11 protein-coding genes and 5 tRNA genes are annotated in these 16454 nt (G+C 69.7%); 6 read left to right on the forward strand and 10 right to left on the reverse strand.

From position 1 onward, the window contains the following. Nucleotides 1–274 precede the first annotated feature (274 nt). The 4 genes from GA0115254_RS08360 to GA0115254_RS08375 form a co-directional block, all read right to left on the reverse strand. Nucleotides 275–1432, reverse strand: coding sequence for a PP2C family protein-serine/threonine phosphatase (locus GA0115254_RS08360; protein ID WP_256102446.1), 1158 nt, complete (start codon nt 1430–1432; stop codon nt 275–277). Between the two features lie 245 nt (nt 1433–1677). Beyond that, a tRNA-Met gene (locus GA0115254_RS08365) sits at nt 1678–1751 on the reverse strand. 159 nt (nt 1752–1910) lie between these two features. After that, on the reverse strand, nt 1911–3110 hold the full coding sequence (locus tag GA0115254_RS08370) for an SPFH domain-containing protein (RefSeq protein ID WP_093894654.1): 1200 nt from the start codon (nt 3108–3110) through the stop codon (nt 1911–1913). A 96-nt stretch (nt 3111–3206) separates the two neighbouring features. Then, a complete protein-coding gene (locus GA0115254_RS08375; RefSeq protein WP_093894655.1) occupies nt 3207–3428 on the reverse strand; it encodes a hypothetical protein in 222 nt (73 codons plus the stop codon). 276 nt (nt 3429–3704) lie between these two features. Between GA0115254_RS08375 and GA0115254_RS08380 the strand changes: the two genes are divergently transcribed. The 3 genes from GA0115254_RS08380 (at nt 3705) to GA0115254_RS08390 (ending at nt 7067) form a co-directional block, all read left to right on the forward strand. Then, the gene (locus GA0115254_RS08380) at nt 3705–4115 is read left to right on the forward strand and encodes an SHOCT domain-containing protein (protein WP_093894683.1); all 411 of its coding nucleotides are present in this window, start codon (nt 3705–3707) and stop codon (nt 4113–4115) included. A gap of 227 nt (nt 4116–4342) precedes the next feature. After that, the gene (locus tag GA0115254_RS08385) at nt 4343–5731 is read left to right on the forward strand and encodes an FAD-binding oxidoreductase (protein WP_093894656.1); all 1389 of its coding nucleotides are present in this window, start codon (nt 4343–4345) and stop codon (nt 5729–5731) included. 457 nt (nt 5732–6188) lie between these two features. After that, the gene (locus GA0115254_RS08390; RefSeq protein WP_256102447.1) at nt 6189–7067 is read left to right on the forward strand and encodes a COG4705 family protein; all 879 of its coding nucleotides are present in this window, start codon (nt 6189–6191) and stop codon (nt 7065–7067) included. Between the two features lie 208 nt (nt 7068–7275). Here GA0115254_RS08390 and GA0115254_RS08395 read toward each other — a convergent pair. The 6 genes from GA0115254_RS08395 to GA0115254_RS08420 all read right to left on the reverse strand — a co-directional run bounded on the left by GA0115254_RS08395 (nt 7276) and on the right by GA0115254_RS08420 (nt 15829). Continuing rightward, nucleotides 7276–7348: transfer RNA gene (locus tag GA0115254_RS08395), tRNA-Lys, on the reverse strand. A gap of 91 nt (nt 7349–7439) precedes the next feature. Next, a complete protein-coding gene (locus tag GA0115254_RS08400) occupies nt 7440–8993 on the reverse strand; it encodes an amino acid permease (protein ID WP_093894685.1) in 1554 nt (517 codons plus the stop codon). Between the two features lie 128 nt (nt 8994–9121). After that, on the reverse strand, nt 9122–12211 hold the full coding sequence (locus tag GA0115254_RS08405) for an FG-GAP-like repeat-containing protein (protein WP_141720780.1): 3090 nt from the start codon (nt 12209–12211) through the stop codon (nt 9122–9124). Between the two features lie 238 nt (nt 12212–12449). After that, nucleotides 12450–14510, reverse strand: a complete 2061-nt coding sequence (locus GA0115254_RS08410; protein WP_093894658.1) for a DEAD/DEAH box helicase — start codon at nt 14508–14510, stop codon at nt 12450–12452. A 239-nt stretch (nt 14511–14749) separates the two neighbouring features. Next, on the reverse strand, nt 14750–15319 hold the full coding sequence (locus GA0115254_RS08415) for a hypothetical protein (protein WP_093894659.1): 570 nt from the start codon (nt 15317–15319) through the stop codon (nt 14750–14752). Nucleotides 15320–15478: 159 nt separating this feature from the next. Then, entirely contained in the window at nt 15479–15829 is a 351-nt protein-coding gene (locus GA0115254_RS08420; RefSeq protein WP_218105517.1) for a metallopeptidase family protein, read from the reverse strand. Between the two features lie 340 nt (nt 15830–16169). On the opposite strand from GA0115254_RS08420, the gene GA0115254_RS08425 reads away from it, so the two are divergent. The 3 genes from GA0115254_RS08425 (at nt 16170) to GA0115254_RS08435 (ending at nt 16454) form a co-directional block, all read left to right on the forward strand. Next, nucleotides 16170–16242 (forward strand) — tRNA-Glu (locus GA0115254_RS08425). A 38-nt stretch (nt 16243–16280) separates the two neighbouring features. Then, nucleotides 16281–16355 (forward strand) — tRNA-Asp (locus tag GA0115254_RS08430). 22 nt (nt 16356–16377) lie between these two features. After that, nucleotides 16378–16454, forward strand: a tRNA-Phe gene (locus GA0115254_RS08435).

Genomic DNA, 16454 nt, shown 5'->3' on the forward strand with positions numbered 1-16454 from the left:
TTCCCACTGATCGTTCAGGTCTTTGGCCTGGACTTTACGGGACACAACCGGGTGGAATCGGACGAGTTGATCGACCTTCAGTCATTACCCCGTTTCTGACGTTGCGTCAAATGTTATGCGGAGCGACGCCTTTCGGTTACGTACGGTGGCATTCCGCGCCCGGGTTCGCACCCCAGGCCGCGCGAAACATCCGGCCCGTGCGAAATATCCGGCCCGCACGAGGCAGCCGGCCCGCACGAAGCACTCGATCCGCACGAAGCACCCGCCCCACCCGTCACGCCTCCTCCAGGCCTACGATCTTCACGGTCCTGCGCCGGTCCGGCTGCCCCTCCGCGGGACATACGACCGCGAGCAGCGCCATGTCGTCGGTCGTCTCGCCTCCGGTGTGCAGCCGCACGTCATCGGTCAGCGCGGACAACAATTCCTCGGGCCCCGGAAAGATCCGCCCGTGCAGCCGGGCCGCCGGGTCGTAGAAGACCCCATCGGCGTTCCGCGCCTCGGAGAGGCCGTCGGTGTAGAGGAGCAGGGTCGTCCCCGCCGGCAGTTCCCACTCGTCCGCCCGGTCGGGCCACACCCCCAGGTCCATCCCGAGCGGCAGCGCGGGCACCGTGGGCCCCAGCACCTCCACCGCCCCGCCCGGGTGCAGCAGGATCGGCTCGGGATGACCACGGTTGACGATCCGCACCCGGGACACCCCGGACGGGATCTCGGCCAGTACGGCGGTGATGAAGCCTTCGACCGCGTCCAGCCCGCCCCGCGCCCCCTCCCGCGCCAGCGCCCGTTCCAGCCGCTGTGCCACGCCCTCCAGCGACCGCTCCTGTTCGGCCGCCTCCCGGAACGCCCCGATGGCAACCGCCACCGACTCCACGGCGCCGAGCCCCTTCCCCCGCACGTCCCCGACCACCAGTCGCACCCCCTGAGGGGTGTCCGCCACGGCGAACAGGTCGCCGCCGACGAACTCGTCCGCCTGCGCCGCCACGTACCGCGCCGCCACATGCAGCCCGCCGATCCGGTCGGACGGCTTCGGCAGCACCGCCCGCATGGCGGTCTCCGCGATGACCCGCGCGGAGGCCAGCTGCTCGTTGCCGCGCCGCACGACCGCGTTGATCACGACCGCGAGCGCCGAGACGGTGGCCAGAGTGAGCAACTCGATCAACGGCACTGCCAGAGGCAAAGAGTTGCTGTACAGCCGCAGCACGGTGACGGCCACCATGGAGGCAATGCCGATGCAGATGGTGCTGGACAGCGAGAAGAACGGCGCGGCGATCAGCGGCGCCGCCACGAACAGCGGAATGGCGGTGAAGATCGGCGGGGTGAGGAGATCGAACACCAGCCCGCCGATGATCATCAGGGCAGGCAGCATGCGGACGAACCGCCGGGTACGGGTGTCGCCCTCGGCATGTCTGCCGCGCCGCTTCAGCCGCTTCCACACCTGTGGTCTCCTGCCCGGTACGCGCGCGGCTGCGGACGGTACCGCGCCCCACCCCCAGACTCGCCGGAGCGGAACCGCGCGGCGACTCCTCATCGACCAATGGGAGTACGTGCGTGGTACAGCTCACACACCGCCCGGACCTGCTCCTTCATGGGCCCACAGGCCGGCCGTGCCACGCGCCGGAGCGCGACGCGGAAATGAATCAGGCCCGGCACGCTGCATGCGTGCCGGGCCTGATTCTTCAGTAGCGGGGACAGGATTTGAACCTGCGACCTCTGGGTTATGAGCCCAGCGAGCTACCGAGCTGCTCCACCCCGCGTCGATGAACACAACTCTACGGCATGTCCGGCGCGCGAATGACCACTCGGCGAATCATGGCCGCTCGGCGCCCGGTCCGTGCTCCCCGTGTGGTGACGGCGAACAGCGCGACTGCCGTCCCCTCCCCCTCAGTTCGTCCCGGCGATACGAGGAGTGGCCTTCAGTTCGTCTCGGTGATGCGGGGTGTGGCCTTCCCGTTGACCGCCGGAGACTTCATCGGGTTCGCGCCGCGTTGCAGCGCGTGGAGGATCGCCAGCCCCTGGCCGACCACGCCCGCCGCCATCTCATTGACACCATTGGTGCCGTTGAGAACGGTGAGGTCGGCCCCCGACATGCCGCGGGCGGCCGCGTCGGCCAGGGCGGGCAGGTTCTCCACGATGCGGTTGGCCGCGATGAGCTCCTGGTTGCCGTCGCGCAGCGAGGTGGCGCGCACGCTGTTGGCGTCGGCCTGCGCCTGGGCGAGGGTCCGCTCGGTGTACGCGCTGCCGTCGGCCTCGAACTTCGCCCGGTCACGGGCCGCTTCCGCGAGAGTGCGCTGACGGTACGCCTCGGCGTCCGCCGGACGTCGGACTTCCGCTTCGAGCCGTTGCGCGGCGAGAGCGGCCTGTCGCTCGGCCAGAGCGGTCTGCTCCTCTATGACCTCCTGCGACGCCCTGGCCTGGGCGAGCGGTCCGGCCTGGGCTGCGCGGGCGTTGTACTGCTCGGTCTCGGCGAGGAAGCCGGCCCGCTTGATCGCGGTGTCCCGTTCGTACTCGGCCTTGAGCGCCGCGGCCTGCTGTTCCCGCTCGGCCGCTTCCTGGTCGGCCCTGGCCTCGGCGATCCGGGCCTGGCTGGCGACGGCTGCCGCGTGCGGGGCAGCGAGATTGTTGATGTAGCCGGTGGCGTCGTCGATCTCCTGGATCTGGAGGGCGTCCACCACGATGCCGAGTTTCTCCATCTCGCCGTGGCTCCCGGCGATGACCTCCTGGGAGACCCGGTTCCGTTCCCGGATGATCTGCTCGACAGTCAGCCCGCCGACGATGGAACGCAGGTGACCGGCGAAGATCCGGCCGGCGAGCTCCTCCATCTGTTCCTGCTCGGACAGGAAGCGACGTGCGGCGTTGGCGATGGAGACAGCGTCGTCACCGACCTTGAAGACGGCGACCGCGCGGACGTTGAGACGGATTCCCTGCTGTGTCACACAGTCCTCGGTGATCTCCGCCTCGCGCAGCGCCAGGGAGAGCATGCGCGCCTTCTGCTTCACCGGGAGCACGAAACTGCCGTGCCCGGTGACGATCCGGAACTGGGTGTCCAGCGTCTGCCCCTTGGAACCGGATATGAGCATCGCCTCGTTGGGGGCGGGAACGTGCCAGAAGAACATCGGAAGACTCCTGCCGTACATGACTGCCTGGCGTACCTACGTCACTGCCCGACGCAGATACCTCACTGCTCGGCGTGGCGACGTCATTGCTTCGGCTCAGGACGGCAGTCGTTCCACGATCACGCCCCGCGCCGAGACCGAGTCGACGACAACGACGCGCACGTCCCTGTCGATCGACGTCGCCGACCATGCGGTGTAGGCCTCCGACCCACCCCGTACGGCCACCAGCACTTCGCCCGGGCCATCGGCCGGAATCGGCACGGTGACGCGGCCGATCGCCCCGACCGGGCTCCGGGCGGACTCATCTGCCGTGTGCATGCGCCCTCGCGAACGTTCCTGCGCACGCCTGCTCGCACCGCCGCTCACGCCGCTCTCCGCGTCGCATCCCACGCCGCTTCATGAACACGAGGCGACCCCGCCTCCTGGAGGCCCGAGCCTCCCTCGACACTTCCACGGTACTCCGCACCCGCCCCGGAGGATCGCCCCGGAGAACGGCCCCGAACGACAACGAGCGAGGGTAGTTATGTGGTGATATGACTGATTTACTATTCAGTCAGTCGACGCGATGGACTCGCGGTGACCGGGGAGCCGACAGTGGACAATTACCCCCTGCTCAACCTCTTCTGGACCATGCTCTGGTTCTTCCTCTGGATCATGTGGCTGTTCCTGCTCTTCAAGGTCGTCGCGGACATCTTCCGCAGCGACGACCTCGGCGGCTGGGGCAAGGCCGGCTGGCTGATCGTGGCCCTGCTGCTGCCGTACATCGGCGTCCTCGTGTACGTGATCGTGCGCGGCAAATCCATGGGGCAGCGGGACGTCAAGGAGGCGCAGCAACGTGAAGCGGCCTTCAAGGCGTACGTACGGGAAGCCGCCGGCACCTCGGACGCGAGCGGCCCGAAGAAGGGCGGTCACGTCGACGACCTGGCGAGACTCGCCGAGCTGAAGGACAGGGGAGCCATCACGGACGAGGAGTACCAACGGGCGAAGACGAAGCTCCTCGTCTGAGCGCATCCCCGCAGCCGTGACGCGTATGTCTCCCTCCGCCCGGTCCGGCGGACTGGCACGGCTCCCGCACCGCGGGGAGGCTTGAGACATCAGCCCACGGTGGCCGCTTCCGCCCGCGGTTCCGGGGTGCCGGAGCGCCGGCGTACAGCAGCACACGCCGGCGGCCCGGCAGGGCGGGTCTGACGGAGTGCGGTCCCCATCTCGGCGAGCAGGGAGATGGCCGGACCATGAATGGCACCACGCTCGAAACCCTGGACGCGATGCGGAGCGCGCTGCGCGGTCCCGTCATCGGTCCGCAGGACCCGGAGTACCGAACCGCCCGCACGATCTACAACGCCATGATCGACAAACGTCCGGCGGCCGTGGTGCGGTGCAGCGACGCGGCGGACGTCATGGCCGCGGTCGACTTCGTCCGGGACGAGGGTCTCGTGCTCACGGTCCGCGGCGGCGGACACAGCGCCGCCGGCCTGTGCCTGGCGGACGACGGCGTCACCATCGACCTGTCACCCATGCGCTGGGCACACATCGACCCCACCGCGCGAACGGCCACGGTCGGCGGCGGCGCCACGCTCGGCGACCTCGATCACGCGGCGCACGCCTTCCGGCTGGCCACCCCCGCCGGAATCCAGTCGACCACCGGCGTCGGCGGCCTCACCCTCGGCGGCGGCCACGGCCACCTCACCCGCAGATACGGCCTGACAGCCGACAACCTGCTGGCCGCGGACGTGGTCCTGGCGGACGGCACTGCGGTGACGGCGAGCGACACCACCCACCCCGACCTGTTCTGGGCGCTGCGCGGCGGGGGCGGCAACTTCGGCATCGTCACCTCCTTCACCTTCCGGATGCACCCGGTGGACACCGTGGGCGTCGCCATCACCCTCTGGCCGGTCGACCGGACCCCCGAAATACTGCGCTGGTACCGCGACTTCCTGCCACAGGCCCCCGAAGACCTGAGCGGCTTCTTCGCCGCGCTCACCGTGCCGCCCGGTCCCCCTTTCCCGGAGGAGGTCCAGGGTCAGAAGATGTGCGGTGTCGTGTGGTGCTGGACGGGCGACCCCGGCCTCCTCGAAGCCGCCCTGAAGCCCGTGGGCGACCCCGGCGCGCCCGCCTTCCACTTCACGACGCCGATGCCCTACACCACCCTGCAGTCCATGTTCGACGAGCTGCTCCCTGCCGGCCTGCAGTGGTACTGGCGCGGCAACTTCTTCGACCGGATCACCGACGACGCCATCGCCGTGCACGCCAAGTACGCCGAGAACCTCCCCACCGACCTGTCGACCACGCACCTGTACCCGGTCGACGGTGCCGCCCACCGGCCGGGCCCCGACGACACCGCCTGGGCCTACCGGGACGCGGTCTGGTCCGGCGTGATCGCGGGCATCGATCCGGACCCGGACAACGCCGAGAAGCTCAGGCAGTGGTGCGTCGACTACTGGGAGGAGCTGCACCCGCACTCCATGGGCGGTACGTACGTGAACTTCATCGGCGCGGGCGAGACCCCGGAACGGGTACGCGCCACCTACCGCGACCACTACGACCGCCTCGCGGCCATCAAGCGCACCTACGACCCGTACAACTTCTTCCACTTCAACCAGAACATCGAGCCGGCAGCCTGATGTGCCGCCCCGGCATCCACGGCGACAGCGGCGCCCCGGTGGCCCCTCAGCCCATCGTCGGCCGCCTGCTGCACATCCGGATCGATCGTGGTCATCACCTCGCCGGAACCTGACCCACCGTCACCGAGACCGGCCGTCAGCACATCGTCGTAGACCCCTTCGAGCCCCGCACGCCGGCGAGGACATGGTGATCACTCCGCCGGCTCAGGGAGAGCACCGGGCCGACCGGACCGGAACACCCGTTCCCTGCGGTGTGGCCCTGGGGCGGGAGTGTCATACCGTCTACATCGCTGTAGACGGTCTACGTTGCGTAGACGCAGGGATGCGGCGAGAGGCCGGCGCACAGGTGCGGCCGGGGTGCGAACGGGGCGCCTGATGCCGTTCACCGCTGTCCCACAACAACCGGTCGCCCATTGCCCCCGCAGTGAGGCACCGAACGGTCGACCAGGAGTGCGCCTTGGGACAGTCGGAATTCCTCACCGCGGTGGATGTCACCAGTGAGCGCCGGTACGTGATGAAGAAGCTCCCGGAGGTCACTCTGGCCTTCTGGATCATGAAGATCGCCGCCACCACCCTCGGTGAGACGGCCGGAGATCTGTTCTCCCAGACGCTGCGACTGGGCTACTTCCTCACCACGATCGCGCTGTTCCTGGTGTTCGTACTGACGTTGGTGGTGCAGCTGCGGTCCAAGCGCTACAACCCGTTCTTCTACTGGACGGTCATCCTGTCCACGAGCATGGCCGGCACCACCATGTCGGACTTCATGAACCGTGACGCCAGCGCCGAGTACCTCACGGCGGGCACGACCTCACTGGGCTGGGGCCCGCAGGGCCTCGGCCTTGGATACCCCGCAGGTGCCGCGATCCTGATCTCCCTGCTGATGGCCATCTTCATCGTCTGGAAGCTCACCGGACAGACCTTCGCCATCCGCGACATCGTCACCTTCCGTGGCGAGGCCCTCTTCTGGTCCGCGATCCTGGTGTCGAACACACTGGGTACGTCCATGGGCGACTTCCTCTCCGACAGCTCCGGCCTCGGCTACGCCGGCGGCGCCCTGCTCGTCACAGCGCTCCTGGCCGTACTCGCCGCTCTGATGCGGGTGCCGGCCGTCCCCAATGTCGCGCTGTTCTGGATCGCCTTCGTCCTCACCCGCCCCCTGGGCGCCACCGCCGGTGACTTCCTCACCAAACCTGCCGCCAAGGGCGGCCTCGATCTCGGCACACCGGGTTCCTCGGCCGTACTCCTGGTCATCCTCCTCGGCCTCATGGCCCACGCCCACGCGCAGGAGCGCAAGAACACCGCCCACCGGGGCGAACGCGACGCCCAGCCGTCCTGACCGCACGTTCCTCTGTTGTGCGCGACCTCAACGGCTCGTCCGGCACTCCGAGACGTCCCTTCCAGGTGATCTCGATGCCGAGTTGCGAGCCCCGGTTCCTCGACGGGACCGGCGCAAGATCCCCCGTACGACGAAGCGCCCCGCCCGGCAGAAACCGGTCGGGGCGCTGAGCCGCAGGTCAGAGGGGTGCCCCCTCACCCGCCACGTGTAGGCCGTGTGGGACTCGAACCCACAACCAACGGATTAAAAGTCCGCTGCTCTGCCAATTGAGCTAACGGCCCTCGGCGAATCACCCCAGAGCATAGCCCGCCGGAGCCCGGCCGCCGATCGGGTATCGGTTACCGGGCCCCGTCACGACGGGATCAGGAGGCTTCAGAGGGGCTTCACCGGGGTGTCGGCGGAGCTTCCGCGAGGTTCGTCGGGGGCGGTAGTGCGTTGGTGATCCGGGTTGAGGAACCAGTGACGGGCAGAGGCCAGCCACCACGTCGCCGCGAAGCCGAGGACCACCAGGACCGCGATCGGGGCGTAGTTGAACGTCTCCCAGGTGACCGGCGAGACCTGGGGCAGCATGAAGAGCACGGTGATGATCAGGACCCAGGCGACCGCGACGACGCCGATCGGGCGGGACCAGCGGCCCAGGTGCCAGGGGCCCGGGGTGAAGTCGTCACCCCGGAGCAGGCGGAGCAGAGTGGGGATCACGTAGGCGATGTACAGGCCGATCACGGCGATCGAGGTCACCGCCGCGTACGCCGTGACGTTGATCAGGTACGGAAGGCCCAGCGCCAGGGCACCGAGGGCGGCGAGCCAGACCGCGGCGACGGGAGTGCGGGTGCGGGGGCTGACCGTGTGCCAGACGCGGGAGAAGGGCAGGGCCCCGTCCCGGGAAAAGGCGTAGATCATACGGCTGTTGGCGGTCACGGACGCCATCCCGCAGAAGAGCTGCGCGCCGATCACGACCAGCAGGAGGAGTTTGCCGGTGGTGGCGCCGAGGGCGTCCAGGAGTATCTGGGCGGGCGGGGCGCCCGTCGAGGAGCTCAGCGCTCCGTCGTACGACTGGATGGCGAACGTGAAGCCGAGGAGGAGAACGAATCCGGCGATCCAGGAGGTCCAGATCGACTGGACGATGCCGCGCGGGCCTGCCGTGGCCGCGTCGTGGGTCTCCTCCGTCATATGGGCGGAGGCGTCGTAGCCGGTGAAGGTGTACTGCGCCATCAGCAGGCCGATCATCACGACGTAGAAGCCGCTGCCCCAGCCGGTGTTGTTCACGAACTCGGTGAAGACGAAGGACGCCGACTGATGCTTGTCCGGCGCGAAGGTCAGGGCGCCGACGATGACCGCGACCCCGAGGACGTGCCACCACACGCTCACGCTGTTCAGGATCGCGACGATCCGTACGCCGAAGGTGTTGAGCAGACCGTGCAGCAGCAGGATCACGGCGAAGAGCAGGATCGTACGGGCGGGCGTGACCGCGAAGTCGAACTGGAGGTTCAGATACGCGCCCAGGAAGGACGCCGCCCCGAAGTCGATCCCGGCCGTGACGGCGACCTGGCCGAGGACGTTGAACCAGCCCGTGAACCAGGCCCAGGCCGCCGCCGAGCGCGGCGGGGCCAGCCGGTGGGCCCAGAAGTAGAGGCCGGCGGAGGTCGGGTACGCCGAACAGATCTCGGCCATCGCCAGGCCGACGAACAGCGTCATCAGGCCGACGCCGACCCATCCCCAGGTGATGACGGCGGGGCCGCCGGTGTTCATGCCGAAGAGGTAGAGCGTGAGGCATCCGGAGAGCACCGAGATGATCGTGAACGAGACGGCGTAGTTGGAGAATGCCGACATACGCCGGGCCAGCGTCTGCGTGTACCCGAGCTGCGCAAGACGCTCCTCGTCGGAGACGCCCGGCGGTGGTTTGCTTTCGGCCTCGTCTGTTGTCATGACCCCAGCGATGCCCTCGGCCCGGTGCACGCATGCCGCCGCCGTGGTCACGACTGGGAAAACATGGCGCAGCACGACGCTAGGGCGCGGCCCGCAGGCCGCGCCCTAGTCCTCGCCCGCATCCGGGGTCAGAAGATGCCCTTGTAGCCCTGCCAGCCGGTGGCGATCTGCGTACGGCCGCTGAAGGAGCCCTTGCCGTTGCCGTTGTTGCGGAACAGCCTGCCCGCCGAGTCCCGCTCGACGATGTCCGCCTTGCCGTCACCGGTGATGTCGCCGACTCCGACAACGGTGTTGTACGAGGCTCCCCAGTCCTTGAAGACCAGCACCCGCTCCTTGAACTGGCCAGATGCCGTGCCGTTGTAGCGCCACAGTTCGTTCGACTTGTCCCTGGCCAGCAGGTCGCCGTACCCGTCGCCGTTCAGGTCGCCGACGCCCATGATCTTGGTGTAGGTCCACTTCGAGCGGATCTTCCTCCCTGCGGCCAGCGTGCCGTCGCTCTTCGCGGCGAAGAGGTAGAGGTCGCCGGTCGTGGTCTTCCAGCCGAGCAGATCCGCCCGCCCGTCGCCGGTCAGATCACCGGGCGAGGTGAGGGTCTTGTACGCCTGGAAGCCGGTGCCCAGCTTCGTGTACGAGGTCGTGGGCGTCAGCGCCTTGCCGCATCCGGGCCGGTAGCCGCGCAGCGAGCCGTCCGTCATCCGTACCAGCACGTCGTTGCACCGATCGTTGTTCAGATCGCCGAACGGCACCGCGACCGCCGATGTCGGCCAGCCCGAGCCGGACGTCTTCCCGCTGAACTTCCCCGCCCCGTCACCGCGCTGAACGGTGAACTGCCCCTTGGAATTCAGCGTCAGCACGTCACCGACGCCGTCCCCCGAGTAGTCGCGGCGCACCGCGGCCCCGCCGGTCAGCCGCACCGTCCCGGACTGCGTGAGCGCCGCCCCCGCACCGTCGGCCGGCTGGGCGGTCAGCGTCCAGGTGTACGCGCCATTGGGCAGGAAGCCGCCCCCGGTGGCGCGCCCGTCCCAGGAGGCGGCGACGGAGTACGCGGCCGCTCCGCCCGAGCGGGTGGCCACGGTCCGGCCCGTCGCCCTGTCCCTCACCGTGAGCGTCCAGGACGCCGCCGGTTCGGACAGCCACCACTCACCCCGCCAGGCGACGGGCGTGCTGTCCGTCTCGACGGTCGCCGTGACCGCGCTGTACGGCGAGGTGAGGGAGGCAGCCGGCAGACCGGCACGCAGCACGTGGATCCCGAACTGCACCCGGAGCGCGACGTCCCCGGTCCGCGGGTCGAGCGAAGGGCCCGTCCCGTCCAGCTTCTGCCCGACGGCGGTGCCGCTGTGCACGTCGTACCGGGTCGCCGGGTCGCCGTCGACCACGACGACGCCGTTGCCGAGCTGCGCCGTACCGGTAGCGGCGAGCGGGACGTTCTTGTGGGTGCGCACGTTGTACACACCCGCGGCCTGGTACGGCGCAGTCGCGGTGTCGCACTTCCAGTACAGCCATTCCCCCACCGCCTGCAGGTCGTTGGGCGCGGTGCACGCGGCGCCCACCGTGGCGGTCGTCAGCGTGGCACCCGTACGCACCTGACGCGCCGTCATGGTCAGCCTCCCGGCCGTGGCCGTCCTGGACGAGGTCCACAGGGTGGTGCCCCGGAGCGCGCTGACGGCGATCGGCTCCTTGCGCACCACCGTGCCGTTGTCGATGTCGATGACGCGCAGCTCGCGCTCGCCGCCGGCCGGCTTCCCGGTGACGAGCACCAGGTTCCCGGAGGCCGCGCGCACGGCCGTGCCGAAGTACCCGTCCTCGGTCCCCGCCCCGCTGAAGCCCGTCTTCCACTGGATTCCGGGGAACAAACCGCCCTCGGCCACCACGGAGAGCGCTCCCTCCCCCTCCGGGGTGGTGCTCCGGTACACGGTCCGGCCGTCCCCGGTGGCGACGAGTTCGGGACAGTTGCTCACGGTATCGCCGCAGTGTTTCAACGCGCCCTGGAGGCTGCCGCGGTCGACGCGGGGGCCGTAGCCGGGTGAGGCGGCGGTGAGGTCGCGCGTGTACACCGCGGTACGGCCGTCGCCGTACTCCAGCGCACTGATCCGGCCGCGGTCCATGAGCAGCCGCTGCGTGCTGAACGGCACGGGCGCGATCGAATGCAGCGGCACCACATGGGCCTCGCCGCCGCCCTGGGCCGTGACGGCACGGAACCCGTACTCCAGCGCCGACGAGCCGCCCATGATCACCAGACCGCCGTCCGGCCGGACGACGACCCGGTCCGCGACCGCGCGGGCGATCAGCTCACGCTCCGCCGAGCCGTCGAAGGGGACGGCGGAGATACGCCACTGGGCGGCGTTCTGCCGCTTCGCCCCGTACGCCGGGTCGTACCGTCCGACCACGAGCGCGTCACCGACGGCGCCCAGGATCCGCGCACCACCGCCGGGCAGCGGCACCACACTCTCGGCGGTGGTGAGGTTCCCTGCCGGGTAGATGTGTACGCCGTCCCGCTCCACGTTCACCAGCCGGCCGTCGGCGACCGCGGGAGTGCCGAGCGTGCCCTCGGACAGCAGGTGGAGGCGGGCCGTGGCGAGGTCCACCCACCCGTACCGCAGAAAGTCCGTGCCGGGCATCCTGATGCTCCGCAACAGCCCCTGTGCGGTGCCCCGGCCGCCGGTGAACAAGGAGGCGCCCTCCGGGAGGCCAGTCACCGGCCGGTCCGTGACGACACCGTTCTCGGAGCGCAGCAGATGGATCTCCGTCATGGTGCCGTCGTTCGCCCTGGGCCCGTAGGTGACCACGGTGTCCGCGAGCGTCATCGCGTAGCTCTGACCATCCGGAACGGTGACCGTCCACGACTTCCCGGTGCCCATGTCCCGCAGCACCACATCACGCTCACCACTGCGGGGCGGCAGCGCCACGATGTCCGAATCAGCCCCGTAGTACTCGATCGGGTCGTACGACCCTCTGCCGTCACCGCCCTCGATCCGGTGGGTGACACCGTCGTACGTCGTCCAGTCCAGGCCGGAGTTGCCCGGGGTGGTGCTGGAGTGGAGGAAGCCCGTGTTCCCCGCGACCATCATCCTGCTCGTGCCCGGGGTGGTGCGCATCGTCGCCGGGATCGCGACATCGGCGGGTGTGTCCTCGGCGCTCGCGGCCGGCATCACGCCAAGGCCTGCGGCGAGCACCGCCAGAGTCACCAGAGCTGTACGGCCGCGTGAATGGCGAGCCACGATGAGTCCCTCCCCGGGAATCCATGAAGGAAGGGGGAATCACGGCGTCCTGCCTGCAGTCCGCTGCCGCTGCGTCCGATGCTGAGCCGGCCCTCGACGCGTGCCCCCCACAGGCAAGTCGCCGGATTTTAGCAGCCGTTCCGCTTGTGACGTAGACGCGAGGGAAATGAGAAGCGGGCCCGTCCGTGAAGGACGGGCCCGCTCTCAGCAGACCTTCAGCAGGTCTTGTTCACTGCGTTCAGCCGTTGCGCTTCCAGCGCGGCTTGTCGTCGCGGCGGCCGAAGGAACCGGTGTTGGTGCCGGTGCCACGGTGGTCGTCGCGGCGGCCGGTCGGACGGTCGCTGCCACCGGAGCGGAAGCCGCCGGAGGGACGGTCGTCACGACGGTCGCGGTTGAACGGACGGTCGCTGCCGCCGGAGCGGAAGCCGCCGGAGGGGCGGTCGTCACGACGGTCGCGGTTGAACGACGGGCGGTCGTTGTCGCGGCGGTCGAAGGAACGGCCTCCACGGTCGTCACGACGGTCGTTGGAGCGGAAGCCGCCCGACGGACGGTCGTCACGACGGTCGCGGCTGAACGACGGACGGTCGTTGTCGCGGCGGAAGCCACCCGACGGACGATCGTCACGACGCTGGAAACCACCACGGTCGCCACCGCGGTCGTCACGACGGTCGTTGCCACCGCGGTAGCCGCCACGGTCGCCGCCGCGGCTGTCCCGGCGGTCGAAGTTGCCGCGGTCGTCGCGACGGTCGTCACGGGCGGCGGCCTGCTCCGGCACGGAGACAGCCGCCTCGATCGCGGCCTCCGCCTCGGCGGCGGCCTCGGCCACCGCGGCCTCGGGGTCGTCGCCCCGCTCGCGCGCGGCACGGGCGACCAGGCGGTCGGCCTCCTCGCGCAGCTCACCGGCGCGGCGCTGGACGCGCTCCAGCTGCTTGGTCAGGTCGGCGACCTCGCGCTCCGCCTGCTTGGCGGCGTTGTTCGCGGAGTCGGCCTGGACCTCGGTCAGCGAACGGGCGCCGGTGATCTCGGCGACCTCCGGGTCGAAGGCACCCGCGCCGCCCACGATGTGACGCGAGGCGTCGACGCCCGCGTCCTCCATGAGACGGAAGATCTGACGGCGCTGGTGCGGCAGCGCCAGCGAGACGACGACACCGGACTTGCCGGCACGGGCGGTACGGCCCGAGCGGTGCAGGTAGTCCTTGTGGTCACCGGCCGGGTCCACGTTCAGCACCAGGTCGATGCCGTCGACGTGGATACCGCGGGCGGCGACGTCGGTCGCGACGAGCGCGTTGACGTAACCGTCCTTGAAGTCGGCGAGCACGCGGGTACGGGCACCCTGCGTCATGCCGCCGTGGAGTGCGTCCGCCTTGACGCCCGCCTCGACGAGCTGCTCGGCGATGCGGTCGGCGCCCAGCTGGGTGCGGACGAAGATGATGGTGCGGCCCTTGCGGGCGGCGATGGCGGAGGTGACCGGCGCCTTGTCCTTCGGCTTCACGACGAGGACGTGGTGCGTCATGGTCGTGACGTTGCCCTGGGCGCTGTCGACCTCGTGGCTCACCGGGTTGTCCAGGTAGCGCTTGACCAGCGTGCCGATCTCGTTCTCCATCGTGGCGGAGAAGAGCATGCGCTGACCGCCGACCGGAACCTGGTCGAGGAGCTCGGTGACCTCGGGCAGGAAGCCCAGGTCGGACATCTGGTCGGCCTCGTCGAGGACGGCGACCTGGACGTTCTCCAGGGAGCAGGCGCCCCGGTTGATGATGTCGCGCAGCCGGCCCGGGGTGGCGACGAGGATGTCGACACCGCGCTCCAGCGCGTAGATCTGGTTGCCCATCGACGTGCCGCCGCAGACGACCTTCATCTTCAGGCCGAGCACGTCGCCGTACGGCTGAAGCGCGTCCGCGACCTGCATCGCGAGCTCACGGGTCGGGGTGAGGATGACCGCGCGGGGCTTCTTCTTCTCGGTGTGGCCGCCGGCCAGGGTGGCCAGGGTCGGCAGACCGAAGGAGAGGGTCTTGCCGGAGCCGGTACGGCCACGGCCCAGGATGTCCTTGCCGGCCAGGGCGTCCGGAATGGTCGCGGCCTGGATCGGGAAGGGCGCGGTCACACCGTTCTGCGCGAGCTTGCGGACGATGCCCTCGGGCAGGCCCAGGTCGCCGAAGGTGATGGTCGGCTCGGCGTCCGCGGTGATGGCGGAGTCGGCCTGCTCGGCCTGGGTGGCGTCTGCCTCGATGGAGTCGGCGGACTCGGCGACGACGGCCTCTGCGGCCTCGACGAGCTCGTCGTTCTCGATGTTCTCGGGCATGACGGTGTGGTCAGAACTGGAAATTGACATGCGAAATGCGAAACCTTCCGGAGTCTCGGCACGCGCCCGTAACTCCGTGATTCGCAATTTCGACCGCCTCAATGCGGTCCAGCCACGGCAAGGGAGAGTACGCGCCACACGGCGCGCTTCTGTTTCGGCGCCGGGCAATGGGATCAAACGATCTACCACCATACGCACTCCCCCCCACATTGCGCAAACCGCCCTCCCTCGACCCCCTGCTACACCGGCCCCACCTGCGGCGAGACATCCGGCGTCCGCAGCGACGCCGGCTCCTCCAGCGCACGCAGCGCGTGCTTGCGGAGCTGAGCCGCCGACGAGGCGGACGGCTGCGGCGACGGTTCCGAGGGCTCCGGCTCCGGGGAAGCGGGCGGCTCGGGGGTGGCCGGCTCGGACGGCGGCGGGGATTCGGGCTGATGCGGCACTCCGGGTCCCGGCTGCGAGACCGAGGGCACCGGCAGCCCGCCACCCCCCACCGGCCCCGGACCACCCGGCTTCGCACCAGGGCGTACGCCGCCGGGCGAGCCCGAAGGGCCGGCGGAGCCGCTCGGCTCCGCCGATTCGGCCGCTTCCCGTTCGGAATGCGCCTCGGCACCGCCACCACCGTGGCGGGAGCCGCCGGTGCCCGCCACGGTGCCGCCGCCCGGCCCAGCCGTACTCCCCTTCGGCTCGGACGTCGACGGCGGCGCCGGTTTCCCTCCGTCGTCGCCGACGCTCATACAGCCTGTGGACGCGGCGACCGTCACTGCGATGACGGCCGCCCATCGGACGGGGGCGGGCAACTGGCGCACGGGAGGCACCTCCGGGATACGAAGAGGGGGCGGAGCGGTACGAAAGGAAGCGGGGGGCGCCGTGCCCAACTCCCTTTGCCCCGCCGGGGACACGCCCCGCGCCCGGCCCGCACACCTCCCGCACGCCTCCTGTGCGCCACCCGCACGGCGCTCGCGCACTCATCCGTAGCCGAGCGCGTGCAGCCTCTCGTCATCGATACCGAAGTGATGGGCGATCTCATGGACGACCGTGATCTCGGTCTCGGCGACGACGTCCTCGCGCGACTCGCTCATCCGCAGCGTCGGCCCGCGGTAGATGGTGATCCGGTCCGGCAGCACCCCCGCGTACCACTCGCCGCGTTCGGTCAGCGGCGTCCCCTCGTAGAGCCCGAGCAGCTCCGGATCACCCGGGGCGGGTTCGTCCTCGACAAACACCGCGACGTTGTCCATCAGCCGCGTCAGCTCCGGCGGGATCCGGTCCAGCGCCTCGGCGACCAGTTCTTCGAACTCTTCGCGCGTCATCTCCAGCACCCCGCCATTGTCCCGTACGGCCACGCGCCGGGCCCGGTCGCCGCCGCCCACGGGCCGGGCCGGGATCGCGCCGGGCGGTCCTGGCCCGACGACGGGCGAGGTCAGCCGCCATCTGCCGGAGGAGAACCCGACCGGAGCGACCCCTTCGCCTATTCGGTTTGGCTGACGCCGAAACGCCGTAGTACAGTCTCCGACGTGCCCAAGGGCGCCGGTCAGGGCTTGACCGTTCTGAGACCCTAGAGGTTGAAGGAGAAGCGGAACCTCTCGGGGGAAAGCGGAGTCACACGCTTCTCACGTCCCCTCGGGCGACAGACGCAGAAGCAGCAGCATCAGCAGTTCTGCCCTCATCGTCTAGTGGCCCAGGACGCCGCCCTTTCAAGGCGGTAGCACGGGTTCGAATCCCGTTGGGGGCACGCACCACCTTGTGCGACACTTAGTCGCACAAAAGCTTGGTCCTGTGGAGCAGTTTGGAGTGCTCGCCACCCTGTCAAGGTGGAGGCCGCGGGTTCAAATCCCGTCAGGACCGCTGCAGCCCTTATGAGCTGCGTGGCTGGGTAGCTCAGTTGGTACGAGCGATCGCCTGAAAAGCGATAGGTCGCCGGTTCGATCCCGGCCCCAGCCACCA

The organism is Streptomyces sp. Ncost-T10-10d (genome assembly GCF_900091955.1).
Lineage (GTDB): Bacteria > Actinomycetota > Actinomycetes > Streptomycetales > Streptomycetaceae > Streptomyces.